This is a genomic window from Campylobacter sp. 2014D-0258 (assembly GCF_008000495.1).
Taxonomy (GTDB): Bacteria; Campylobacterota; Campylobacteria; order Campylobacterales; family Campylobacteraceae; genus Campylobacter_D; species Campylobacter_D jejuni.
This window is the reverse complement of the sequence record NZ_VOAR01000011.1, coordinates 105,519-130,494: the sequence shown is the minus strand read 5'-3', so window position 1 is coordinate 130,494 and position 24,976 is coordinate 105,519. Positions and strand designations below refer to the sequence as shown.

Annotated in this window: 26 protein-coding genes and 4 tRNA genes; 17 read left to right on the top strand and 13 right to left on the bottom strand. The window is 29.9% G+C overall.

Translation table 11 applies throughout. From position 1 onward, the window contains the following. Positions 1 to 6: 6 nt before the first annotated feature. Positions 7 to 762, bottom strand: coding sequence for a HugZ family heme oxygenase (locus tag SR62_RS01695; protein ID WP_002892604.1), 756 nt, complete (start codon positions 760 to 762; stop codon positions 7 to 9). Between the two features lie 193 nt (positions 763 to 955). On the opposite strand from SR62_RS01695, the gene SR62_RS01690 reads away from it, so the two are divergent. From SR62_RS01690 to SR62_RS01675, 4 genes are read left to right on the top strand one after another with little or no spacing between them, the layout of a single operon-like run. After that, positions 956 to 3,079: a TonB-dependent receptor gene (locus SR62_RS01690; RefSeq protein ID WP_002892603.1), complete on the top strand. Its 2,124-nt coding sequence runs from the start codon at positions 956 to 958 to the stop codon at positions 3,077 to 3,079. Next, a complete protein-coding gene (locus SR62_RS01685; protein WP_002856526.1) occupies positions 3,054 to 4,040 on the top strand; it encodes a FecCD family ABC transporter permease in 987 nt (328 codons plus the stop codon). The genes SR62_RS01690 and SR62_RS01685 overlap by 26 nt, the downstream gene beginning before the upstream one ends. Continuing rightward, the gene (locus tag SR62_RS01680) at positions 4,040 to 4,816 is read left to right on the top strand and encodes an ABC transporter ATP-binding protein (RefSeq protein ID WP_002873236.1); all 777 of its coding nucleotides are present in this window, start codon (positions 4,040 to 4,042) and stop codon (positions 4,814 to 4,816) included. The genes SR62_RS01685 and SR62_RS01680 overlap by 1 nt, the downstream gene beginning before the upstream one ends. After that, a complete protein-coding gene (locus tag SR62_RS01675) occupies positions 4,813 to 5,619 on the top strand; it encodes an ABC transporter substrate-binding protein (RefSeq protein WP_070306354.1) in 807 nt (268 codons plus the stop codon). The genes SR62_RS01680 and SR62_RS01675 overlap by 4 nt, the downstream gene beginning before the upstream one ends. Here the strand turns inward: SR62_RS01675 and SR62_RS01670 are convergent. Further along, entirely contained in the window at positions 5,616 to 6,473 is an 858-nt protein-coding gene (locus SR62_RS01670) for a radical SAM/SPASM domain-containing protein (protein ID WP_002855782.1), read from the bottom strand. The two genes, SR62_RS01675 and SR62_RS01670, sit on opposite strands and share 4 nt — an antisense overlap. Before the next feature lie 165 nt (positions 6,474 to 6,638). Between SR62_RS01670 and SR62_RS01665 the strand changes: the two genes are divergently transcribed. Further along, positions 6,639 to 7,898 (top strand): MFS transporter, encoded by a 1,260-nt coding sequence (locus SR62_RS01665; protein ID WP_002851199.1) that lies wholly within the window; start codon positions 6,639 to 6,641, stop codon positions 7,896 to 7,898. On the opposite strand, the gene mutY is transcribed toward SR62_RS01665, so the two are convergent. Continuing rightward, positions 7,884 to 8,903 carry an A/G-specific adenine glycosylase gene (gene mutY, locus SR62_RS01660; protein ID WP_002892600.1) on the bottom strand — a complete coding sequence of 340 codons (1,020 nt, stop codon included), beginning with the start codon at positions 8,901 to 8,903 and terminating at the stop codon, positions 7,884 to 7,886. The two genes, SR62_RS01665 and mutY, sit on opposite strands and share 15 nt — an antisense overlap. Positions 8,904 to 8,975: 72 nt before the next feature. On the opposite strand from mutY, the gene SR62_RS01655 reads away from it, so the two are divergent. From SR62_RS01655 to SR62_RS01625, 7 genes are all read left to right on the top strand, one after another. Beyond that, positions 8,976 to 9,728: a hypothetical protein gene (locus SR62_RS01655; RefSeq protein WP_070312584.1), complete on the top strand. Its 753-nt coding sequence runs from the start codon at positions 8,976 to 8,978 to the stop codon at positions 9,726 to 9,728. Positions 9,729 to 9,799: 71 nt separating this feature from the next. After that, a tRNA-Gly gene (locus SR62_RS01650) sits at positions 9,800 to 9,874 on the top strand. 9 nt (positions 9,875 to 9,883) lie between these two features. Next, positions 9,884 to 9,972, top strand: a tRNA-Leu gene (locus SR62_RS01645). An 18-nt stretch (positions 9,973 to 9,990) separates the two neighbouring features. Continuing rightward, positions 9,991 to 10,064 (top strand) — tRNA-Cys (locus tag SR62_RS01640). A 21-nt stretch (positions 10,065 to 10,085) separates the two neighbouring features. Next, positions 10,086 to 10,173, top strand: a tRNA-Ser gene (locus tag SR62_RS01635). A gap of 234 nt (positions 10,174 to 10,407) precedes the next feature. After that, entirely contained in the window at positions 10,408 to 11,388 is a 981-nt protein-coding gene (ribD, locus tag SR62_RS01630) for a bifunctional diaminohydroxyphosphoribosylaminopyrimidine deaminase/5-amino-6-(5-phosphoribosylamino)uracil reductase RibD (protein WP_070306352.1), read from the top strand. Further along, positions 11,369 to 11,890 carry a hypothetical protein gene (locus tag SR62_RS01625; RefSeq protein WP_002938629.1) on the top strand — a complete coding sequence of 174 codons (522 nt, stop codon included), beginning with the start codon at positions 11,369 to 11,371 and terminating at the stop codon, positions 11,888 to 11,890. Before ribD ends, SR62_RS01625 begins: the two co-directional genes overlap by 20 nt. 7 nt (positions 11,891 to 11,897) lie before the next feature. Here the strand turns inward: SR62_RS01625 and SR62_RS01620 are convergent, their stop codons facing one another. From SR62_RS01620 to SR62_RS01605, 4 genes are all read right to left on the bottom strand, one after another. Next, positions 11,898 to 13,262, bottom strand: coding sequence for an L-serine ammonia-lyase (locus SR62_RS01620; protein WP_002892094.1), 1,365 nt, complete (start codon positions 13,260 to 13,262; stop codon positions 11,898 to 11,900). 14 nt (positions 13,263 to 13,276) lie between these two features. Next, positions 13,277 to 14,527: an aromatic amino acid transport family protein gene (locus SR62_RS01615; protein ID WP_002856631.1), complete on the bottom strand. Its 1,251-nt coding sequence runs from the start codon at positions 14,525 to 14,527 to the stop codon at positions 13,277 to 13,279. A gap of 264 nt (positions 14,528 to 14,791) precedes the next feature. Then, on the bottom strand, positions 14,792 to 15,208 hold the full coding sequence (locus tag SR62_RS01610; protein WP_002856602.1) for a PepSY-like domain-containing protein: 417 nt from the start codon (positions 15,206 to 15,208) through the stop codon (positions 14,792 to 14,794). A gap of 64 nt (positions 15,209 to 15,272) precedes the next feature. Next, the gene (locus tag SR62_RS01605; protein WP_002866602.1) at positions 15,273 to 16,016 is read right to left on the bottom strand and encodes a DUF4261 domain-containing protein; all 744 of its coding nucleotides are present in this window, start codon (positions 16,014 to 16,016) and stop codon (positions 15,273 to 15,275) included. Positions 16,017 to 16,173: 157 nt separating this feature from the next. Here SR62_RS01605 and exbB point away from each other — a divergent pair, with 157 nt between their 5' ends. From exbB to SR62_RS01590, 3 genes are read left to right on the top strand one after another with little or no spacing between them, the layout of a single operon-like run. Then, positions 16,174 to 16,599 (top strand): TonB-system energizer ExbB, encoded by a 426-nt coding sequence (gene exbB / locus SR62_RS01600; protein WP_002851166.1) that lies wholly within the window; start codon positions 16,174 to 16,176, stop codon positions 16,597 to 16,599. Then, a complete protein-coding gene (exbD, locus tag SR62_RS01595; RefSeq protein WP_002851470.1) occupies positions 16,592 to 16,981 on the top strand; it encodes a TonB system transport protein ExbD in 390 nt (129 codons plus the stop codon). The genes exbB and exbD overlap by 8 nt, the downstream gene beginning before the upstream one ends. Beyond that, positions 16,978 to 17,661 (top strand): energy transducer TonB, encoded by a 684-nt coding sequence (locus SR62_RS01590; RefSeq protein ID WP_002892093.1) that lies wholly within the window; start codon positions 16,978 to 16,980, stop codon positions 17,659 to 17,661. The genes exbD and SR62_RS01590 overlap by 4 nt, the downstream gene beginning before the upstream one ends. Positions 17,662 to 17,673: 12 nt before the next feature. Here SR62_RS01590 and SR62_RS01585 read toward each other — a convergent pair whose 3' ends face one another. Both SR62_RS01585 and SR62_RS01580 read right to left on the bottom strand, forming a co-directional pair. After that, positions 17,674 to 18,543 carry a hypothetical protein gene (locus SR62_RS01585; RefSeq protein ID WP_002851445.1) on the bottom strand — a complete coding sequence of 290 codons (870 nt, stop codon included), beginning with the start codon at positions 18,541 to 18,543 and terminating at the stop codon, positions 17,674 to 17,676. A gap of 3 nt (positions 18,544 to 18,546) precedes the next feature. Then, positions 18,547 to 18,708, bottom strand: coding sequence for a hypothetical protein (locus SR62_RS01580; protein ID WP_002778908.1), 162 nt, complete (start codon positions 18,706 to 18,708; stop codon positions 18,547 to 18,549). A 94-nt stretch (positions 18,709 to 18,802) separates the two neighbouring features. Here SR62_RS01580 and SR62_RS01575 point away from each other — a divergent pair, with 94 nt between their 5' ends. Next, positions 18,803 to 19,786 (top strand): MnmA/TRMU family protein, encoded by a 984-nt coding sequence (locus SR62_RS01575; RefSeq protein WP_002892092.1) that lies wholly within the window; start codon positions 18,803 to 18,805, stop codon positions 19,784 to 19,786. 85 nt (positions 19,787 to 19,871) lie between these two features. Here SR62_RS01575 and aroC read toward each other — a convergent pair whose 3' ends face one another. The 4 genes from aroC to SR62_RS01555 are packed head-to-tail and all read right to left on the bottom strand — an operon-like array spanning position 19,872 to position 23,034. Next, positions 19,872 to 20,960 (bottom strand): chorismate synthase, encoded by a 1,089-nt coding sequence (gene aroC, locus SR62_RS01570; protein ID WP_002892091.1) that lies wholly within the window; start codon positions 20,958 to 20,960, stop codon positions 19,872 to 19,874. Then, positions 20,960 to 21,634 carry a ribonuclease III gene (gene rnc / locus SR62_RS01565; protein ID WP_002851153.1) on the bottom strand — a complete coding sequence of 225 codons (675 nt, stop codon included), beginning with the start codon at positions 21,632 to 21,634 and terminating at the stop codon, positions 20,960 to 20,962. Before rnc ends, aroC begins: the two co-directional genes overlap by 1 nt. Next, positions 21,621 to 22,061: a ribonuclease HI gene (gene rnhA, locus SR62_RS01560; RefSeq protein WP_002851277.1), complete on the bottom strand. Its 441-nt coding sequence runs from the start codon at positions 22,059 to 22,061 to the stop codon at positions 21,621 to 21,623. The genes rnc and rnhA overlap by 14 nt, the downstream gene beginning before the upstream one ends. Then, complete coding sequence (locus SR62_RS01555) at positions 22,048 to 23,034, bottom strand: CDC27 family protein (RefSeq protein ID WP_002851401.1); 987 nt, start codon at positions 23,032 to 23,034, stop codon at positions 22,048 to 22,050. The genes rnhA and SR62_RS01555 overlap by 14 nt, the downstream gene beginning before the upstream one ends. 69 nt (positions 23,035 to 23,103) lie before the next feature. Here SR62_RS01555 and dnaG point away from each other — a divergent pair, with 69 nt between their 5' ends. Continuing rightward, positions 23,104 to 24,921 (top strand): DNA primase, encoded by a 1,818-nt coding sequence (gene dnaG / locus SR62_RS01550; protein WP_002892090.1) that lies wholly within the window; start codon positions 23,104 to 23,106, stop codon positions 24,919 to 24,921. Positions 24,922 to 24,976 lie beyond the last annotated feature (55 nt).

Sequence of the window (24,976 nt, the reverse complement as noted above, 5' to 3'; positions counted from 1 at the left end):
TATAAATTAATACTTATGTGGGAATTTATGTGGATTTCCACTAGCACCTACATGTGCAACATTTCCATTTTCTATATCATAAGCTTGACCAAAACCTTTTACAAAGCGTCCTTTTTTAAATTCAAGCTTTACTAGATGAAAATCAAGCATCTTGCGTATAGTTTTAATGCCTCCTTCTCCTCCGGTTTGTTTTTCAAACTCATCATAAATTTGATCAAATCTTTCACCTCTCTCTAAAAAGCTTGCATTTACTCTATAGCGCAATCTTTTGCGAAGTATAACAGAAGCAGCTTTACTCTCATCCTCTAAAAACATTATTTCTATATTGTTTGGATTTACTTTGATGTTGTTAAAATGTTCACTTACTTCACTTATATAAATATAATTTCCCCATTGTGTGCTTACAAAAGGTGCATACGAGCAAACAACTTCTCCATTTGTATTTAAAGTTGCCAAAGCTACAGAATTAAAACTTAGCATAAATTCATTTAATTCTTTTTCTACGCCACTAAAATTTTGCTCGCTCTTTGCACTCATGCAAAGGGATATTATAGTATCTTTAATCGTGTTTTCATCGGCTTTTTTAGGAAATTCCACTCGTAAATTTTCTTTATCATTGTAAACAAGATCTAAGCCATTAAAATCAACACTTTTTAGAAAAACATCTTGCACTTGCTCAATACCACCAAATTTTTTACAAAGATCAACTAAATTTGATTTATGATGATCATTCATATGAGAAATAATGCTTTCAAAATTCATTTTTATCCTTTCTTGATTTTAAAATAAAATATTAAAAAAAATGGTATCAATTATCAAATTAAAAATAACTTAAAATATATAAATTATCTATTTTAACAAAAATTTATACTAAATTAAGTTAATAAAGGATAAATTTCGTTCTAAATTATTATGATATAAATTATCATTATTTATTTTATTTAAGGAGTAAAATTTGCATCCAAATAAAAAAGCTTTTAAGTTATCTTTATTTGCATTATTGCTAATAACTAATTTAAATGCACAAGAATCAAATGAAGCTATTAAATTACAAAAAGTTGTTGTTAGTGCAACAGGTTTTGAGCAAGATGCAGACTCAAATTTACGCAATGTAATCAGCATAGAAGGCAAAGATCTGCAAAATAAAGGTTATGTTTCCTTAGAACAAGCCTTAGAAAGAATTTCGGGCATTAGTTTTGTAAATTTTGGACTTGGACGCAATATAGATATGCGTGGACAAGGAGATAAATCCAATATAGCTGTAAAAGTTATGATCGATGGGCGTGCTATTAATGTTCTTGATAATTCCCATGGTATAACCCCGCTAGATAGTATCAATTTAGATAATGTAGAACGCATAGAAATCATACCTGGGGGTGGATCTGTGCTTTATGGAAGTGGTACTAGAGGGGGTGTGATTAATATCATTACAAAAAAACAAAAATCAGATGCTTTTGCTATAAATTTAAAAAGCAGTGCCTATGATCATGGTAGACTAGGTGGAAATTTAGGTATCAATGGCGCCAAACAAATAAATGAAAATTTAGCTTTTAGCTTTGATATACAAAGTTTTAACCTTGATGGATATCAAGAAGGTTATAATGAAAAAGGTTATTTTATCAACACAAAAACCTATATTAATATCAATGATAATAGCGATTTAACTTTGGGTTATAATTATTTTAAAAGCAAAAATACCAGCAGTGGCTATCTAACAAAAGCACAAGCTCAAAGCGATCCAACCCAAAAAGGCAATAGTGACAATATCACACAAATCAATCGCCCTGAAATTTCTTTGGATTATCATTACTATTTTGATGATATATGGGAATTTAACCTAGAAGCTTTTTGGCAAAATCAAAAGATCAATTATCTAAAAGATGTTTCTACAATGAGTTATGGAAGTATGAGTCTTCCTGTATATCAAAATGGAAGTGGTTTTGAAGACACACTTACAGGGATAAGTTTAAAAAACAAGCTAAATTATGCAAATAATTCTTATTTTATTTTTGGTTATGAATTTACAAACCATGATGCAAAAAGAACAAGTATTATTCATTATGATGTAAATAGCCCTAAGTTTCAAATGAGTCACACCATGACAACGCTTATGGATATGGATAAACAAAGCCATTCTATTTTCGCTCTTGATTCTCATGAATTTAACGATATTTTTAGTATTTCAGGTGGAGCAAGATATGAATATAGTCTTTATGACACAAATAGAAATTACACTAGCAATATGATTATATCAAACACTCCTAAACCAAGCACTCCAGAACTTTTTTCGACCGATGACACAAGTCATAACTTCGCGTTTGAAATCACTCCAAATTTTAAATACTCAGACACAGGAAAGCTTTATATCAAATACGAAAGAGGTTTTGTCTCTCCAAGTCCAGCACAATTTGTCAATAAGGATAAAAATTCACAAAAGTATTATTCTGCAAATTTAAATCCTGAGATCTTTGATACTTTTGAACTAGGAATTGATGATTTTTGGTGGGATTTTTACGGCTTTAATCTAACTTTATTTTACACCCTAAGCAAAGATGAAATTTCTTATCTTGGAAACCCTCATGCCACAGGTGGAGGATTTTGGCAATATTATAATATAGATCAAACTCGCCGTTTAGGAGTAGAATTAAGCCTGAGTCAAAATTTTTTAGATGATGATTTAATCCTTAGAGAAAGTCTAACTTATCTTGATGCTAAAATTTCTAAAGGTGTTAATGACGGTATGAGAATTCCTTATGTTTCAAAAATCAAAGCCACAGCTGGGATTGAATACGCTTGGAATAAAAATTTCTCAAATTTTATTGATTTAACCTATTTTTCTAGAGCAAAAGATGGTGGAATTATAGATGAAAATACAGGAAAAATGTCTAAAAATTCTTGGATAAGGGATTATTTTTTAACAGATATTGGCATGAAATATAATTATAAAAAATTACAAATTTTAGCAGGAATTCGCAATCTTTTCGATAAAAGATACTACACCTATCAAGACAGTATAAATGATCAATACCTAGTTGGAAATGGCAGAAACTACTATGTTGAATTTAAATACGCATTCTAAAATTTTAGTGATTATAGGGCTTTTGGTAGCTTATATAATCGCTTCTTTTACAGCACTTTGCTTAGGAGATGAGAATTTAAACCCAAAAGAACTTTTTTCATATATCTTTAGCCAAGATGAAATTTTAAGACAAATCATCATAGATGGACGCTTGCCACGCATTATAATGGCGATTTTAATTGGTATGCTTTTAGCTAGTAGTGGGGCTATCACTCAAAATGTATTTTCAAATCCTATAGCCGATCCTTATATCATAGGTATAGCTTCTGCGGCAACCTTTGGAGCGGTTTTGGCGTATTTGTTAAAATTGAATGATTATTATTATGGAATTTTAGGTTTTGTTTGCTCTGCCTTTTTTGCCCTAGGAGTTTTTAAAATTTCTTCTAAAGCTTCTATAGCGACTTTACTCATTATCGGCATAGCAGCTTCATCTTTTTTAGGAGCTTTTACTTCTTTTTTCACTTATCTTATAGGCGAAGATTCTTTTAAAATAGTCGCTTGGCTTATGGGAAATATAGGCAATGCTTCTTGGTTTCGTGTGGGAATTTTAATCTTGCCTTTAATTTTTTGTTTGTTTTATTTTTACGCTCATAAAAACGAATTAAACATACTTTTAAGCGGAGATGATGAAGCTAGAAATCTAGGGGTAAATGCTCAAAAATTAAAGATAAATTTACTCATTGTCTCATCTTTGGCTGTATCTTTTGCGGTTGCTTTTAGCGGACTTATAGGCTTTGTTGGACTCATCATTCCTCATACTATAAGACTTTTGCTTAAAAATTATGATAATGCCTTAGTTATCCCTTTATGTACAGCATTTGGAGGATTATTTTTACTTATTTGTGATACTTTAGCAAGAACTCTTTTAGCCCCTGTACAAATTCCGATTGGAATTTTAACTGCATTTTTTGGAGCTCCTATTTTTTTATACTTAGCTTTAAGTGCTAGGAGATTTTTATAATGCTAAAAATACAAGATTTAAGCTTTGCTTATCACCAAAAAGATTTACTAAAAAACATTCATTTAGAACTTAAAAATCAGGCTTTTATAGGAATTTTAGGGCCAAATGGCTCAGGTAAAAGCACTCTTTTAAAACTTATACTTAAAAATTTAAGTCCAAATAAAGGAGAGATAAGTCTTTTTAACACAAATATCAAGGATTTTTCTCTTAAAGAATTTGCCAAAATTTGCGGCTTTGTGCCTCAAAAATCAGAATTAAACACCCCTTTAAAAGTCATCGATGTGCTTTTAATGAGCAAATATGCGAATTTAAAACACGCTTTTAGTTCTTATTCTAAAGAAGATATTTTAGAAATTCAAGAATTTGCTAAGGATTTAAGACTTGAAAATTTTCTAGAAAGAAGCATACTTTCTTTAAGTGGGGGTGAATTTCAAAGAATGCTTTTAGCAAGAGCTTTGCTTAAAAAGCCAAAAATTCTTTTTTTAGATGAACCCACTTCAGCCCTTGATTTAAACTATGCTATAGAGCTTTTAAGTCTTTGCGAAAAACTAGTTAAAGAAAAAAATATTGCCATTGTTGCTATCTTGCATGATTTAAATTTAGCTTCTATGTTTTGTGATAAAATCCTTTTTTTAAAAGAAGGGGAAATAAAGTATTTTGGAACGATCAAAGAGCTTTTTACTCAAGAAATTTTAAAAGAAATTTATGATTTAAACTGCGAGATTATTTATAAAAATTCTAAACCTTATATTTTAGCTTTAAAGGAGAAAAAATGAAAAAAATTTTAATTATTATGAGTTTGTTTTTAATCACACTAAATGCAAAAGAACGCCTTGTAGTGCTTGATCCTGCAAGCATAGAAACCCTTTTTATGCTTAAGGCTGAAGATCAAATCGTAGGCATTGCCACTTTACAACACTCAAATATCTATCCCAAAGATCAAACCTCAAAACTTACAAGCGTAGGCACTTTTTCAAATCCTTCGCTTGAAAAAATAGTAACATTAAAACCAAGTTTGGTGATTTTAAGCTCTTATTCTTTAAATTTAGAAGAAGGACTTAAAAATTTTGGTATCAAAAGTATCAATTTAAAAGCCGAGCGTTTAGAAGATATAACAAAAAATATCACAACCTTAGGCCAAATCACCAAAAAAGAAAAAGAAGCAGAGCTTTTAAAACAAGAATTTACCCAAAATTTAAAAAAATTAAGCGATAAACCCCTAAATAAAAGTGTGATTTATCTTTATTCTAGCAACCCTTTAATGGCCTTTAATGACAATTCTTTAATAGCTGATATTTTAAGACTTATAGGGATTAAAAATTTAAGTCCGCAAAGTCAAATTTCAAGACCTGTTATATCAGCAGAATATATACTGAAACAAAATCCAGACATACTCATTCTTGGAATTAATGCTAAAAACAACCTTTTAGATACAAATGCTTTATTGAAAAATACCAAAGCAGTTAAAACAGGAAGTATTTATTTTAACAAAGATACACATATATTATTACGTCTTAGTCCTAAGATAATAGATAGAATTCAAGAATTTAAAACAAAGCTAGAAAATAACAATTTTTAATCACCCAATCTTGCTTTAAAAAATTCGCAAGTTTGACAAAGTTTTTCTATGCGTTTATCTTCTTCAAAAGCTTTTTTCATCATCTTTATACGCGGTGATTTAAAAAGCTTATCAAAGTTATTTTCAAAAACATTTCCTAAGTTAATATCTGCTTTAGTATCCAAACAGCAAGGCACCAAACTTCCATCACTTAAAATCCCAATTTGCTCTTTTAAAGCATGACATTTTCCTTTTTTATAAAGGGGTTCATCTTTTAAATTTGGCCATTTAAAAAGTTTATTTTGATGAAGCAAAATATGTCTTTGCAAGCGATTTTTACTTAAGTTTGTATCAATCTTAACTTCAAATTCTTTGGCTAAAAACTCATAAATTTTTAAATTTGACTTAGGTGCTTTAAAATTAGCATCTAAATTCCAAAGTCTTAGATTGATAAAAGAAAGGCTTTTTTGCTCTAAATGCTTTTTGCAAAGTTCTAAAATAGGCTTAAAATACTGTTCTAAAGAAATTTTGCTTTGACTTAAAAAAGACATTAAAGAAATATTGATTTGATGGATATTCTCATACCCTAACAATAAAGCTTGATTTTTAGAATTTAAATAAAAGCCACTTGTAGTGATTTCAAGCTTCATAGCTTCACTTTTTGCGATTTTTAGATAATTTTCCAAATTAGGTAAAAGCAAAGGATCGCCCAAAAGATGAAAGGTAAAAAGCTCAGCCTTATTAGAAATTTCATGAGCTAAGTTTTGAAATTTTTCTTCACTCATTACCCCGCGAATTCCTTTTCGAGAAGGACAAAAATCGCATTTTAAACCACAAATATCACTTAATTCTATATATATTTTTTTAAATTTCATTATATTTCCTAGAGTAAACATTTTACCAAAATTTATGAAATTTATTAAAATATGTAACATTTTTATCGATATTTTTATCTTTTTTATTTCTCTTCTTTATTTTTAAATATATTAAACAAAAATCACACTATACTTAAATAAAAATCTAAAATTAAGGAAGGGTTTATGCAAGAGCTTACTCGCACGAAAAAAATTCGCTCTATTATTGCTGCAAGTAGCGGAAATTTAGTAGAGTGGTTTGACTTTTATATCTACGCTTTTACAGCAACTTATTTTGCTCATACTTTTTCAACTTCAGATAATCCTGTTATCCAGCAAATCAATGCCTTTGGGGTTTTTGCAGCAGGGTTTTTTATGCGTCCTATAGGCTCTTGGCTTTTTGGCTCTTTAGCTGATAAAGTAGGTCGTAAAAAATCTATGGTTATATCAGTGGTTTTAATGGCTTTGGGCTCTTTTATGATAGCAGCCTTGCCAAGCAAAGATACAGTGGGAGATCTTGCTATTATCTTACTTTTAATAGCAAGACTCATTCAAGGTCTTAGTGTAGGCGGGGAGTATGGCATAGCAGCTACTTATCTTTCAGAACTTGCTACAGAAGGAAAACGCGGTTTTTACTCATCTTTTCAGTATGTAACCCTAATAGGCGGTCAACTTTTGGCCGTTGCAAGCATTAGTATAATGTTTTTATTTTTTAGCATTGATGATATGAAAGATTATGCTTGGAGAATACTTTTTGTAATAGGCGGAATTTTAGCACTAGGCTCGCTTTTTGTAAGAAAAATGATGAATGAAAGTGCTACAAAACTTCACCAGCATGAAGATCGTGGTACTTTAAAAGCATTATGCAAATCTTGGAAACCTTTTTTAATGGTGCTTGGGGTTACTTCTGGAGGTTCTTTAGCTTTTTATACTATTACAACTTATACTAAAACTTTTATGGAAAATACGGGTATGGATAAAATGCTTGTTAATAATCTTTTCTTAGGTGCTTTATTTATACTAATGATCATTCAACCTCTTTTTGGATATATAGGAGATAAAATAGGTCACAAACGATCTTTAATTGTATTTTGTATTTTGGCATTGGTAGGAATTTATCCTATTTTTTCACTTATAGCCAATAACGCACAAAATAATCCTTCTTTGACATTTATGTTGGTGGTATTATTGTTTGTTATTTTAAGTTTTTATACTTCAGTTGCTGGGATTTTTAAAGCAAAACTTTTTCCTGAACATGTAAGAGCTTTAGGGACAGGTTTGGGTTATGCTATTTCAAATGCTGTTTTTGGAGGATCTGCTCCTTGGGTTGCTTTACAATTTAAAAATGCAGGTATAGAAAATGGCTTTTTTATATATATAGCTATTTTTACAATCATCATGCTTATAGCTACTTTATGTTTGCCTAAAAAATCAGAGCTTAATTAATTTTAACGCTTTTAAAGAAAGTGCCGAAAGTGCGGTACTTTCTAACTCTTTTAAGGTTTTAAATTCATAATTTTTATTTTCATTGTTTAAAATTTGATGATAAACCTTGATATTAAGTTTATACTTAGTATAGCTGTGCTTAAACTCCCCTACAAAACCCATATCTTTAGAAAGTTTATACTCTCCTTCTTTAAAAAAAGGAAAATTATACATACCCTTATAAAGCTTATCTTGGCTTTGCCCTATGGCAAATTTTTTATTAAATTCAAACAAAAAAAGATTTAAATTTACACTCTCATAAAGTATTTTTTTAGCTCTTGGATAAAGCTCTGTATGAAATTTGCCTTGACAAAAATCATACAAAGGACAAATCCCACACTTTGCATTTTTACTCACACAAACCAAAGCCCCTATATCAAGCAAGGCTTGGTTATGATCAAAAGCATGATTTAAATTTAAAAGCTCTTTAGCTCTTTTTTCAAGTTCTTTCATGCTAGGATTTTCTAAAGCAAAAAGACGAGAAAGCACACGGCGTATATTGCCATCAACAAAAGAAACCTTTTGATCATAACCAAAACAAGCTATAGCTCCTGCTGTATAAACTCCTATGCCGCTTAATTTTTTTAGATCCTCAACTTCTTTGGGTAATTTAGCTTCAAACTTATCCACACATTCTAAGGCTGCCTTTTTTAAATTTCTAGCACGAGTGTAATAACCAAGTCCTTGCCAAGCCTTTAAAAGCTCATCTTCATTAGCATTAGCCAAACTTTCTAAAGTAGGAAATTTTTGCAAAAAGGGGAAATAAAACCTTTCCAAAACTGATTTAACTTGAGTTTGCTGAAGCATAATTTCACTGATATAAACCCCATAAGCTCTATCAATATGCTTTAAAATTTCATCACAATTTTGACTTTGTAAATTACGCCAAGGTAAAGTTTTGCGTCCATTTTTTTCATACCAAAGAAGTAAATTTTCTTGTAGTTTTTCAAGCTCTTTTTTTTGCATAAATGAGAGTATAACAAAAAAATTTAAAATTTTTTGCTAAAATTAGCTCAAATTAAATTATTAAGGATATCCATGTTAGCTTTTTTTAAAGGTTTAGGCGTAGGTTTTTTATGTTTATTGCTTTTTGTTGCAGGAGTAGTTTTTAATGTAGAATTTTTAAGCAAAAAAGACTCTAATCATGATTTATATTTTTCAAGAAATATAGAAGTAAGCAATACGCTAAAACCCGATATTTTATATGCAAATATTAATTTTTGGGCAAATGAAAATTTAAGCTCAAAAATCACATTAGACAATAGCGAAAAAGCTGAAATCGCAAATACTTTCAATCAAATTTTAGAACGCTCAAAAAAAGAAAATTTTTGTAGCGGAGGAAGTTTTTCTTTAGAGCCTAATTTTTCCTATAAAGATGGTATACAAACTCCAAAAGGTCAAAGATTTGATGCAAATTTAGAATGTGAATTTAAAGAAAATCAACTTGCAGATTTTAACAAGCTTTTAAATGACATCAATTCTATCATAGCTAAAAATAATTTCATCAGCGTTTCAACACCAGCCATACAAACAAAATTTTCAAAAGATACACTAAACAACAACAAAGAAAATCTCTACAAAGAGCTTTTAAAAACATCATACGAATATGAAAAAACTTACTCTTTAGATCTTAATAAAACTTGTGTATTGAAAAATTTACAAGTAAATACAAATGCCAATATCGCACCTAGAATGTTAAATGCAAAATCTGACAATATAGAACTTTCATCTCCAATTATCAGTGAAAAAGAACAAATTTTAAGTGCAAAAGCTTTATTTATTTGCAAATAACTTAAGGCAAAATAAACTCCTTTTAAGTTTATTTTGCTATAATTTTATCTTCAATTCTTTCAGAAATTTATGCGGGAATAGCTCAGGGGTAGAGCACAACCTTGCCAAGGTTGGGGTCGCGAGTTCGAATCTCGTTTCCCGCTCCATAATCACCCGCCCGGGTGGTGGAATTGGTAGACACAAGGGACTTAAAATCCCTCGGAATTTTTCTTCCGTGCCGGTTCAAGTCCGGCCTCGGGCACCACTTTTTCAACATTATCAGGGCGACATAGCCAAGCGGTAAGGCATGGGCCTGCAAAGCCTTGATCTCCGGTTCGAATCCGGATGTCGCCTCCAAAAGGCAAAACTTTACTTTATCGGGAGATGGCTGAGTGGTCGAAAGCGGCGGTCTTGAAAACCGTTGAGGGTCACACCTCCAGGGGTTCGAATCCCTTTCTCCCGGCCACCAAAACTTTCTAGTTTATCAAGCTTATATCATTCCTGAAATTATAAAGGATACTACAAATGAAAAATAATACTTCGGTCTTACTATTTTTGTTATATCCTAAAAAACTTAGAAAAACTATGGCTAATATAATTAAAAATAAGAAATACAAATGGAAAATTTAGAATTTGTTATCTTAAAACAAAAATATAAAATTTTAAAAATATGTCAAATTTTAAAATACAAGGTAGGTAAATGAAAGAATTTTATATGAATTTAGCCTTAAATGAGGCTTGGAAATATCAGTTTTTAACCTATCCAAATCCGGCTGTAGGCTGTGTAATCTTAGATAAAAATGGAAAAATTTTAGCCATAAAAGCTCATGAAAAAGCTGGATTAGCTCATGCGGAACTTAATGCCATAGCTCATGCTTTTAAAAGCTTAAGACCTGAAATTTCATTGCCCAAAGAAGCAAACGCCTTGCATGAGTTTATTTGCAAAAACCATCAAGGTGTATTTAAAGATAGCATAGCTTTTGTCACACTTGAGCCTTGCTCTCATCAAGGAAAAACGCCTCCTTGTGCAAAACTCTTTAGCGAGCTAGGTTTTAAAAAAATTTTCATCAGCGTTAAAGATGAAAATAAAATCGCAAGTGGTGGGGCTGAATTTTTAAAAAAACAAGGCATAGAGATTGAATTTGACATACTTAAAGAAGAAGGAAAAAAACTTTTAAAACCTTTTTTAAAATGGCAAAAAGGGCAATTTAAACTTTTTAAATTAGCCCTTTCTATGAATGGCTCGCCTTTTGGCAAAATCGTAAGCAATGAGCTAAGTCGCACTTATGCACATAAAATTAGAGCGGTGATTGATTTGCTTGTAGTCGGTGGAGAAACCATAAGAAAAGATCATCCTATACTAGATGCTAGGCTTTGCAAAGCAAAAGCGCCTAATCTTTGTATCTTAAGCCGTCAAAATATAGATAATTTTGATAAAAATATCCCTTTATTTAAAGTTCCAAACCGCCAAATTTATACCCAAATTCCAAGTGAAGCTAAATTTTTAATGTATGAGGGTGGAGAAAATTTTCTCAAAACCTTTAAAGATGAAATAGATATGTTTTTGATTTTCCAAAGTTCAAGTTTAAATGATGAAAAAAATGTTACAATACCTTTAAATTTCAAGCCACTTTATAGGAATTTTTTAGGGAGTGATACTTATGGCATTTATGAACTTTAGTGGATTTTTTTATGCGAGAAATGATTTAAGATTATTTAAAATAGAAAAGAAAAATGAATTAAAATCCTTTTTTTACAAAGACTACACTTTATCAAGCTACAAAGATAATTTAAATTTAAACAATGAAATCTTTTTTTATCAAAGTTTAAAAGAAGGCTTATTTAAAGAAAATGATGAAATTTTAATTTCAAATTTGGGTAAAAAGATCATACTTTTTAGAAATTTCACTCAAAATTGCGATAATTTTAATGAAGCAAAATTAAAACAAATATTGCTTTTATTTTTTTTATTATTAGCGAGCATATTTTTTGCAAGTTTGGCTATGATTAATGAATTTGGAGCCATAGATCTTGTTTTTTTAATGATTTGCTTATTGCTTTTAGTGATGGGAGCAATCAATCTTGGCTTGCTTTTTAAGCAAATTCGTATTCTTAAAAGTTTTTCCAAAGAAGAAATGAAAGAATTTTTAAGTCAAAGAATGAAAAAATACACTAAAGTGTAAAAACACTTTAGCATACTGTTTTTAAATTTGTAGCAAGACCACCTAAAGAAGTTTCTTTGTATTTATAATTCATATCTTTTCCTGTTTCATACATGGTTTCTATAACCTCATCAAGGCTTACCATAGGAGTAGATTTGCGTGTCATTGCCATTCTAGCAGCACTTATAGCCTTAATAGCTCCAAAGGCATTTCTTTCTATGCAAGGAATTTGCACAAGTCCTGCAACTGGATCGCAAGTTAAACCTAGATGATGTTCCATTGCCATTTCAGCAGCGTTGCATGCTTTAAAAGCATTAGCCCCTAAAACTGTTGCCATAGCCGCAGCTGCCATCGAACTAGCACTACCAATTTCTGCTTGACAGCCTGCTTCTGCTCCGCTAATGCTTGCATTTTTCTTATAAAAAGAACCTATAAGCATTGCTGTTAATAAAAACTCTATAGCCTTTTCATCGCTAAAACCTATAGTATGATTTTTAAGATAAAGCATAACAGCAGGGATAACAGCACATGCTCCATTTGTTGGCGCGGTTACAACTTTTGCTCCGCTAGCATTTTCTTCAGCAATCGCAATAGCATATAAAGAAATAAAATCTATAATGCCCATAGGATCAGCTGTCATCGCCACTCTTTCTTTAAGTCCTTTGGCTCTACGCTTTAAATGAAGTTTTCCAGGCAAATAATCTTCATTTGGATGCGTACCATTATAATACACTTCTTGCATTACTTCCCAAATTTCAAGACAATAAGCACGAATTTCCTCTTTAGTGTGAAATTGCAATTCATAACGATAAGAAAGCTCTGCTAAATCCCAATCTCTTTTATCGCAAAGCTCTAAAGCTTCTTTTGCATTGTTAAGCTCTATATCTAGTTTTTTCTTTTTATTTTGGTTGGAATTTTTACCTTTTTTTTCTAATTCCGCAGCTGTTAAAACAAAGCCTCCACCTACAGAATAATAAGTTTCCTCATCAACTAACCCACCTTTACAATCATAAGCTTTAATTTTCATACCATTCTCATGTAAAGGTAAAAAATCTTTAGAGAATATCAAATCTTTTTCATAATTAAAACTAAGTTTTTTCTCGCCACAAAAATCAATTTGAGCATTTTCAATAGCATTTTTATTTACTTCATCTTGTATTGCCGCACTTAAATTTTTAGCTTCTAAGCCATTTAACCCCCAAATCACAGCCTTATCACTCAAGTGTCCTTTGCCTGTTAACGACAAAGAACCATAAAGAGTAACCTCAACTCTATCAATTTCATCAAGCTTTTTAGCAACTTTTTTACAAAATAAATTTCCAGCAAGCATAGGCCCTAAAGTATGAGAAGAAGAAGGACCAACACCTATTTTAAAAATGCTTAAATTACTCATTTTTTATCCTTAATTTATAAAAGATCATGAATTGCAGCAGAAATTGCAACTATCCCCATTACCAAAATAAAAAGATCTAAAAATTTATTACGAAATCTTGCCAAAATATCAAAACGATAAATACAATAAAGTGGCATTAAGAAAAGCAAAATAGCCAAAACAGGACCACCAATAGCCTCGATAATTCCTATAACACTTGGATTTTTATACGCAACAAGCCAAGCGATAGCAAAGGTAATGATCGCTGTTAAAGTTTGAGCGAATTTACCTTGAATTTTACCATTACTTGCTTTATATAAAATGCCATTTAAGCCTTCTTGAGAACCAAGATAATGTCCCAAGAAACTTTTACTAATAGCCACAAGTGCAACAATAGGCCCAACATAAGCTAGTAAAGAAACTTCAGGAAATTTATTTGCTATAAAAGTAAGAATATTGATATTTTGATCTTTTGCTGATGCAAAATCTTCTGGTGTAAAGGTTAAAGCACAAGAAAAAACAAAAAACATTACAACAAAAACCATAAGAATAATTGCCAAAGAAATAATTTTTCTAGCGCGAGGTTCAGCATAATCACCATATTCTTTTTTACAATAACAAGCAAGTGAAGAAATAATAGGAGAGTGATTAAAACTAAATACCATCACAGGAATAACAAGCCATAAAGTAACCCAAAAATTACTTGTTGAAATTACGGAAAAATCAACATTTGTAAATAATGATGAATTCCATTGTGGAATTAAAAGCAATGAAAAAATAAATAAAAATATAATAAAAGGAAAAACAAGAAAACTCATTGCTTTTGTTACAACATTTTCACCAAGAATAGAAATCAAAACCAAAACTCCAACAATTAAAAAACTCACCCACCAACGAGCAGCATGAGTAAGATCTGCATTGAAATTAAACTGATTGATTAAGAACTCAAGCAAAGTTGTTGTAAGATTAGCACTATAAACCAATAAAATAGGTAAAATAGCAAAAAAATACAAAAGTGTAATTAAAAATCCACCACCTTTGCCAAAATAACTTTCTGCAACAAAAGTAATATCATCTTTTGGATTAGAACTTGAAAGCACAAAGCGACATAAATTTCTATGAGCTAAGTAAGTCATAGGAAAAGCTAAAACAAGTATAACTAACAAAGGTATCAATCCACCAAGCCCAGCACTAATAGGTAACAAAAGTACGCCGGCTCCAATAGCTGTTCCAAAAAGAGATAAAACCCACCTTGTATCGTGACTAGTCCATTTAGGAGTATTCATTATTCTTCCTTAAATTTAAGATTACATCTTTTTTATTTTAGCAAAATATTTATAAATAATTATTTTTTAAAAAAAATATTTTAAATCTTATGTAACATTTTGTAAATTTAATTTTATAAAAAAACAATCACTCACTTGTATCAATAAAGTATTATTTTAAAACTAAATATATTTTGGGTTTTGCAATCAAAAAAGAAAAAATTTGGAAGACTATGCTTCCAAATTTTTGCATCAAATTTTCTAAGGGAGTTAAATTTTCAAAAATTAATCTAATTTTTGACCTAGGACATTTCCTTGCATATCCGTATAAACTTTCATGTTATTATTAAACTTAAATTTATAACCATTAATTTCTTTATCTATTTCAAGAATTTGAGCATTTGGTTGAGTTGCACTTACTTTTTTCATAACACTAGGTAAAATAGTATGTGGTAAAGCCTTGTATTTTCCATCAACTTCTTTCCAATCTCCATTGATCATAAAATCAATTTCAGTTCCATCATTTAAAATTACATCATAAGAATCTATATCTTTTTTCACCAAACCAATTTGAGCGGTTTTAAAATTTTTAGAAATAAATTCTTTGGCATTATTTGGAAGTTCGCTAGCAGGAACAACCATATCTTTAGCTAAAAGCACCGTAGCACCCAACAAAGCAAGTAAAGTTAATTTTGCTTTCATAGTTTCTCCTTTTTTGTCTTGGTTGGCGAAAGTTTAACTCAAAACTGTGAAGTGAATGTGAAACTTAAAAAATAATTTTCAAGCTTTCATTCTCAACACTTATACCTTGACTTTTTATAAATTTTATTTCTTTTCCATCTTCAAATTTTAAAATATCTTTATCTTTTAGATTAATATCATAAGTTAAAATATGCAAAACAATATCATAAATACAAAAGAAAAGTTCTTTTTCTTCTATGTTTAAATCACAAACTTCAAGTTCTAATTTATCAAAATTTCTAAGCCCATAAGTATAAGCATTAACTCCATTTTCACTAGGATAAACACTAACATATATCCAATTATATACCGGCAAGCGATTATCATCTAACATTTTTGCATTTTCTATATAAAAACTGGGCTCTAAAACAACTGCACCTGTATAAAAACCTAAAGCATGTTTATTATCCAAACATAAAGCTGCAATTTTCGTAAACATTTTAGCTTGTTCTAATTTGCTTTGATCTTGACTTAGCACCGCTATAAGAAGATGAGCTTTATGTTTTTTAGTTTGCTCTAAGGCATCTTTCCACATAAAATTAAAATTTGCATAGTATTCTGCTTCGTGATTAGGTATAGGATTTTTAATCAAATTTAGAGTAATCAACATATTTTCATATGAAAAAATCACTCCCTCTTTGGTAAAATTTTCATCAGCTATTTTTATATTAAATTTATCTTCTAAAATGCTTTTTAACTCCGAAAAATTAAAATCAACTTCATCAAGAAGAACAAAAGAGGTAAAATTGTGATTTAAATCTATAGTCATGTTAAACCCTATTAAATTTTTATAAATTATAACCTAATAAAAATAAAAACTATAAACAAGAATTTCTTAAAAATTATGATAATTGATATTAATTATAAATTTATTTTTTATATAGTATAATTTTTTAAAATTTATAAGTATATTTTTGGAGAAAAATGTGGAATTTCTAAAAGATTACATCGATTTAATTATCTTTTTAATTCTAGGAATTATGGCATTTATAGCTTTTTGGTGTGTCGTAGAAAGAATGCTATTTTTTAGAAAAATTAACTTTAAAAATTATGAGAATCAAGAGCAATTTGATGATGCGATTAGTGAAAATTTAACCACTATATATATCATCTATTCCAATGCTCCTTATATAGGACTTTTAGGCACTGTAATAGGCATCATGGTTACATTTTACGAAATGGGCTTGGCGGGTAATATAGATGTCAAATCTATAGTCGTGGGACTTTCTTTAGCTCTTAAAGCTACAGCCTTAGGACTTTTGGTTGCTATTCCTGCTTTAATGGCTTATAATGCCTTACTTAGAAAAGTTTCCCTCTTAAGCAATGCTTATAAGGCAAATAAAAATGCTTAAACTACCAAAAAATGAAGGTTTAAATATAGTTCCATTTATAGACATTATGCTTGTTTTGCTTGCTATAGTGCTTAGTATTTCAACCTTTATTGCGCATGGAAAAATTCAAATCTCACTTCCTTCAAGTGAAAATGCTACCAATATAAGCAATAATGAAAAAAAACTTCTTATAACCATAGACGAAAAAAATACTTTTTATTTAAATGATAAATTAGCTGATTTAAATGAAGTTCAAAATGCTATTTTTTCACTTGATAAAAAAACCATAGTAGAACTAAAAAGCGATAAAAATGCTAAATTTGAAAGCTTTGTAAAAATTATAGATTTTTTAAAAGCCAAAGAACATGAAAATTTTCAGATTCTTACTGAGAAAAACAAATGAAAACTTTATTTTTAAATCATAAATACCAAGCTTCTTATATAACTTTTATAGTCTTTATACCTTTACTTTTTGTCATTTTTCACTCAAATGACTTTTTTAAAATGGAAATTAAAAATGAAGATTCTTTTTCTTTAGCAATAAAACAATTTACCCAAACTAATCCAACAAATGAGACTAAACCAACAGAATCCATTATAGAACCCATCAAACCAAAACCTCAGCCAAAAGTTATTAAAAAAACTCCTGAAAAAATTCAAAAAAAGATAAAAAAAACACCTCCACACCCAATACCAAATAAAACCCCAATAGCACCAACTCAAGAAGTTAAAACTTTTACAAAAACAACTGATACAAATGTCAAACCTAAAATCACCCAATTAACACAAGGAAAAGATAATCACCCTGTATTAAAAGAAATTCAAAAAGCTATACAACAAGCACAATTTTATCCAAGGCAAGCAAAAAAAATGCGTATGCAAGGAACTGTAAAAGTAGAATTTTTATGGAAAGAAAACAAAACTTTAGCAGATTTAAAAATCATCGAAAGCTCAGGATATGATTTGTTAGATAAAAGTGCTTTAGAAAGCATAAGAAAAGCTTCTTTAAATTTTCCACACTATAATGGAGATTTAAGAATTACACTACCTATTATATATGATTTTAAAACCCTAAGAGGATAAAATTATAATTTGCTACACTCTCTTATCTACAATTTGTGCTTCTTGATTTTCAATTTTATTTTGAAAATCTTTACTTAAATTCTGACTTAATTCTTGCAAAGATTTTTGCTTCAGTTTTTCAAATTCTTCAGGATTGCTAGCCTCAAGCTTTGCCTGCTCATCAGCACTTAAAGCACTTAAACCTTTTTCTTGAGCTTTTTGAAGCAAATCTTCGTCTTCTTTTTCTTTGATATTATTTTCCTTATCATCTTTTTTATTGATTTTTTGCGGATCTATGGTTTTCATAGCATTAGCTCCACCACCTGATGCTTCTTTAATGTCGCTTAAAATTTCTCTCATGCTAGGTTCTTTAACATCACTATCATCAACTTTACCATCTTTATTTACATCTTTATCAATAAAAAAATTTAATTTTTCTTCTATATTTGCATCATCAGATATTTTTTCATCACTTGTTTTAAAGCCTAAATTTTGCATACTTTGTTGAAGGGTACTTGTATTAAAATTTAATTTTACACTTTGTTGTTTATTATTTAAATTTGAATTTAAAGAACCAAAATTATCTTTTACACTTTCAAACCAATTTGAAACAAATTGATTTACTTCGCCATTAAGCCTTATACTACCATCATTTCTAGCAACATAATTCATATAAGAACCGAAATTTTTTTGTAAACTACTATAATTTTCATCGCTTAAATTTAAAGCTATAAGTTCACCTTGCTTATTTTCAAAAACAACCTTAACACCATCGCTATTTAAACTCGAAAGATCTTGCACGGGAATTTTATCTTGATCTTCTTTTTTTAATACGCTAAGCTCTTTTTTATCAACATTATTAGTTAAAGAATGGGTTAAACTAGCAGAAGTATCGATTTTCATTATTTATCCTTTTTTACATTTTGCAAATAAACCTAAACGACACATTTTTCTCTCATGTGAATTTTTTAAAGAATTACACTTTTTAAGTTCTTGCTCGTAGTTAGCACAAGAATTTGCAAAAGCAAAAGAACTCAAAATGCTTAAAACCAAAATTATTTTTAACATTTTCCAATCCTTATTTTAAAGATTTTTTAGTTAAAATTATACCTTTTATAATCGACAAAATCTTAAAAAACTTTATAATCTCAGAAAGGAATCAATGAAAGCATTAGCTCTTTTTAGCGGTGGGCTTGATAGTATGCTTGCAATGAAACTCATCACTGCACAAGGCATAGAAGTTAAAGCTCTAAATATCAACATAGGTTTTGGAAGCACAAGCGATAAAAGCGAAATCATGAAAAAGCGTGCAGCAATGGTAGGTGCGGATTTTGAAATGATAGATGTAAGAAATTCCTATCTTCAAGAAGTGCTTTTTAATCCACAATATGGCTATGGCAAACATTTTAATCCTTGTATAGATTGTCATGCTTTTATGTTTAAAACTGCTCTTGCTATGTTAAAAGAAGAAAATGCAAGTTTTATCATCACAGGAGAAGTTTTAGGACAACGCCCTATGAGTCAAAGAAGTGATGCAATGGCAAAGGTTAAAAAACTTGCCCTTGATGAAGAAGATTTAATCTTGCGTCCTATGTGTGCAAAAAACCTACCTCTAACCAAACCTGAAAGAGAAGGTTGGGTAGATAGAGAAAAACTCGAAGGCATTATTGGAAGAAGTCGTAAAAGACAACTTGAACTTGCAGCTAAATTTGGCTTAGAAGACTTTGAAAGCCCAGGTGGAGGTTGTTTGCTAACTCTTGATAGTTTTGCTAAAAAAATTCGAGATTTCATAGAATTTGACAAAGATATGCAGGTTAATGACGCACAACTTTTAAAATATGGTCGTCATTTAAGATTACCCAATGGAGCTAAAATGATCATAGGTAGAAATGAACTTGAAAATACTCTTTTAAAAGGTTTAAAAACTCCTAAATATGAAGCAATAGAAATTGGGGATTTAATCGGAGCTTACTCTTTGGTAGATGAAAAAATTTCAGAAAAAGACTTAGAACTTGCCTTAAAAATAGCCCTTACCTATACTAAACACGAAGCAGGAAAAAGCTATAAACTTAAATTTAAAAATCAAGCTTATACAAGCATAGCTTTTGAAAATAAGGCTGATATTAATCAATTTTTTATTAGTTAAAGTATAAAGTATTTAGCAAAACAAGCGATATAGTATTTGAATCTTTTCAAAATATTGCAATCAAGCCCATGAAAATGGGCTTTTTTTATTTTAATCCATAAGCATTTTTTAAATTGTTTAAATTCGCACTCGCATTCAAAAGCAAACAATCAGCCAAAACTAAACGCACCATAGCACTAGCTACAACACTTCCTCTAACACCTACACAAGGATCATGCCTACCTTTGAGTTCAAATTCCAAATTATTGCCAAATTTATCTATACTTTCTTGCTTGGCAAAAATAGAAGGAGTAGGTTTAAAATAAGTTTTTAAAATAAGATTTTCTCCATTTGAAATTCCTCCTAAAATTCCTCCGCTATGATTGCTTAAAAACTTGCCATCTTTTAAAGCATCATTATTACACGATCCGCGCATTTTGCTTGCATTAATACCTTCGCCTATTTCAACTGCTTTAACAGCATTAATTCCCATTAAAGCATGAGCTAATTTAGAGTCTAACTTATCATAAAGAACTTCTCCAAGTCCTATAAGCATACCACTAACTTTTGTAAAAACAGCAGCGCCTACGCTATCTTTTGAATTTCTAGCATTTAAAATTTCATTTTTAAAGTCACTTTCTAGTTTTGGATCAAGGCAAAAAATTTCACTTTTCTTAGCAAATTCAAAATCAAATTCTTCTTCTTTCAAATTTGATACAAAAGTTCCTACTCCAAAAACACCACTTTGAACACAAATATCAAATTCACGCAAAAGCATCGCTGCAACTGCACCACCAGCCACTCTAGCAACACTTTCCCTAGCGCTTGATCTACCCCCACCCCTATGATCTCTTATGCCATATTTATAAAAATAAGTAAAATCCGCATGAGCAGGACGAAATAGATCTTTTAAATTATCATAATCTTTAGAATGAGCATTTTCATTAAAAACTACTATAGCTATGGGATGACCCGTTGTATATCCTTCAAAAACCCCGCTTAAAACCTGAGCTTTATCGCTTTCTTTTCTTGGTGTTGCAAATTTACTTCCGCCTTTGCGTTTATCAAGCTCATTTTGCAAAAATTCTTCATCAAATTTAACCCCAGCAGGCATTCCATCAATAATACATCCAACAGCCACACCATGAGACTCACCAAAACTTGTAAATTTCAATCTCGTACCAAAGGTATTCACTATAAAGCTCCTAATTTCTCAAGTGCAATTTTTGCTGCCATTTGCTGTGCTTCTTTTTTGCTTCCTGCAATAGCTCTTGCAAGTTCTTTACCATCAAGCATTAAAGCAATTTCAAATTGCTTTAAATGATCAGGGCCAAAAGCACGCACTGTTTCATACTGCGGAGTTTGTCCGATTTTTCCCTGTGTAATCTCTTGTAATTTTGTTTTATAATCTTTTATAAGAATTTTTGCATCAATTTGAGGGAAATTTTTTTCTATAAGCCTTAAAGCAATAGTTTTTGCAAACTCAAACCCAGCTTCTAAATGTATAGCACCTATAATGGCTTCTAACGCATCTGAAAGTATAGAAGGCTTTTCTTTTCCTCCATTGTTTTCCTCAGCAACACTCATAAGAATAAAATCGCCCAAATTTAAACTATTTGCAATTTTTGCAAAAGACTTTTCATTTACTAAAGCTGCTCTAAGCTTAGATAAATCTCCTTCGGCATCTTTGGCGAATTTATGAAAAAGGTATTCACCTACAACTAAATCAAGCACGGCATCACCTAAAAATTCCAAGCGTTCGTTGTTGTAAGATTTTTTAAAACTTTTATGGGTTAAAGCATGTATAAGAAGATTTTTATCTTTAAATTCATAAGTTAAACTCTGCTCTAGCTTTTCAATGTTTTTCATCATTTTCCCTTGCAATTTTCAAAGCAGCTTCACGCGCCAATGTATCACACCTTTCATTTTCCAAATGTCCATTATGTGCTTTTACCCAAAAAGCCTTAATCTTATGAGATTTTGCCACTTTAATATATTCCTTCCATAAATCTATATTTTTTTTACCTTTAAAATCCTTTTTTATCCATCCTTCTAGCCATTCATTAATACTTTGAACCATTAGGTTAGAATCTGTAAAAAGCGAAATTTCACAAGGCTCTTTTAAAGCCTTCAAAGATTCAATAATTGCCATTAGCTCCATTCTATTGTTAGTGGTATTAGCCTCAGCTCCAAAACCTTCCTTTTGATACTCCTTATAACGCAAAATATAAGCCCATCCGCCAAAACCTGGATTATTAAGACATGAGCCATCTGTATAAATTTCAATGTGTTTCATTGTTTTTCACTTCATAAATAATTTTACAAGTATTAAACTCATAACAAACAGGACAGTGATAAAAAAACAAAGGCATTACATTTTTACACTCAGAACAACGATATGAAAATTCTAACCCCGCATTAAAAGAATTATCTTTTAAAATTTTTAACATTTTAAAGTTAGAATTTTTAAAAACAAACTGGTGCGTATCATCATGCTTTGAAATTTTACCCAAAGCATAAAAGAATTCTAAAAAATCTTGATTTTCTAAATTAAACGCTTCATTTTCTCTATAAAGCAAATCACAAATATCAAAAAAATTTTGCCCTAAAAACATATGATATTTTTCAAAAACTAAACGCCCCAACATAGGATTATCTTCTATTTTAAATTCTAAAAGTTTTTTCTTTTTTTCTTCATCAGTAATATTAAAAGTACAAAGTTCTAAAGCTTTGATAAAATCACGCTCTTTTTGTACATCTTCATTAAGCTCAAAAAGACATTCTAAAAGTTCTAAATTTTCTTTATAAGAACGAAGTTTTAAATAAACAATTTTTAAAAGTTTTAAGGCTTGTATATTTCTTGGACGCAGTTTTAAAGCTTGTAATAAAACTTCTTTTGCACGCTCTAAAAATCCTGCTTTAAAATAAACTTTTGCTAAAGAAAGGAAAATAAATTCTCTTTCTTGTTTATCTTTACATTTTTCAAGAGCAATCAAATAAATTTGAGTTGCTTTTTCAAATTCCCCGCTTTTAGTAAAAATTTCAGCCAAAAAACTTAAATTTCCAAAACTCAAGCTACTATTTCTTAATAACTCTTTATGAGCGTTATCCATTTCAAATTTTTTTATAAATTTTTCAAGCTTTTGTTCTTCATCTTTGTTAGCAAATATTTTCCAAATATAATTTGCAACAGCTACAACAAATACTAAAATGGTTAAAATTATAAGCCCTACTAAAGGGTCTCTGTATTCTACAAAGAAAAAATCCATAGTCTCGCTCTAAAAATTTTATGCCAAATTATAGCCAAATCTTTGTATAATTTTAACAAGGTTTGTAAAATGATAACTAAAGAAAGTATAGAAAATTTATCCCAAAGACTTAATATTGTTGATATTATAGAAAATTATATTGAAGTAAAAAAACAAGGCTCTAGTTTTGTATGTATCTGTCCTTTTCATGCAGATAAAAACCCGTCTATGTATATCAATCCTATCAAAGGTTTTTATCATTGTTTTGCCTGCAAGGCTGGTGGAGATGCTTTTAAATTTGTAATGGATTATGAAAAATTAAGTTTTGCTGATGCAGTTGAAAAAGTTGCAAGCCTTAGTAATTTTACTTTGAGTTATACAAAAGAAAAACAAGAAAATAAAAAAGAGCTAAAGTCTATACTACCAAGCTTAAATGCGTATTTTAAAGATAATCTCAAACACCACAAAGAAGTTTTAACCTATCTTTACCAGAGAGCTTTAAATGACAAAGATATAGCCAAATTCGAATTAGGTTTTGCAGGAGCAAGTGAAGATAGTATAAGATTATTGCAAAATCAAAAAATTCCTTTAGAAGATGCTATGAGTGTTGGAGCTTTAAAAAAAGATGAAAATAATGAATTTTACGCAAGTTTTATATGGCGTATCACCTTTCCAATCTACGATCATAAAGACTTATTGGTAGGGTTTGGAGGGCGCACTTTAAATCCCAATGTACCGGCAAAGTATGTAAATTCACCCCAAAATATACTTTTTGATAAAAGTAGAATTTTTTATGCTTTTAACATCGCTAAAGAAAATATAGCCAAAAAAAAAGAAATAATAGTATGTGAAGGCTACATGGATGCAATAGCTTTTCACAAAGCAGGGTTTAACAATGCTGTAGCAGTTCTTGGAACAGCATTAACCGAACATCATCTACCCTTAATCCGCCGTTATGATGCAAAAGTGATTTTATGTTTTGACAATGATGAAGCAGGATTAAAAGCTGCGACACGATCTGCATTTTTATTAAGCACAAACAAAATAGACGGTAAAGTGGCAATTTTGCAAGGCGGAAAGGATCCTGCTGAGCTCGTAGCAAAAAATGAAAGCACAAAACTCCATAATATACTCGATGAAGGAATAGAGCTTGGTGAATTTTATATCAGACGCTTAATATCCACTCATTCCATAATTTCTGCTCTTGATAAACAAAAAGCTTTAGAAACTATACAAAAATTCACCTTTAATCTTGAACCTTTAGTGGCAAATTCTTACACTAGTCTAGTTTCAAATTTATTAAAAGTGGATGAAAAATTTATTGTCTTATCACAAAATTCAAAAAAAACCATACAAACCCCTTTAATTTCTCAAAATAAATACAATTTTCCTAAAGAAAAAATTCACATTGCAGAATTAGAACTTATAGCTTTTTTAAAACAGCATCCAGATATATGTAACGATTTTAAGCAAATTAGTGATAGTGTTTGTTTTAAACATAAGATTTTATTGGATAAAATTTTAGAAAAAAAAGGTTATGAAGATAGTGATATTAGAGAATTTGAAAGTAAAAATATTCGAAAAAATTTAAACTATAGCGAATTCTTGTTAGGTATTTGCAAGGTTAATTTAGCTTTTTTAAACAATGTAAAAATTAAAAATTCTACACTCGCATTAAAAAAACAACTTTTTACGCTTATTGATAAAAATTTAAATCTTCTAGTTAAAAATTTAAATACCGAAGAATTAAATAATTTTTTAAAAGAATATTTAATCTTCTTAAAATATGAAAAAAACGAAGAAATTCTGCAACAATCATTTAGAAACTTAAATGGAATTTTTGGTAACAAAAACTTTACAGCTTATGATTTAGGATTTAGCACACAAGATAATGATGAACCTTTTTAATTTATTTAAATTTCAAGCCTTAATTTACCTTTTTTTAAACACAATCACGCTAAAG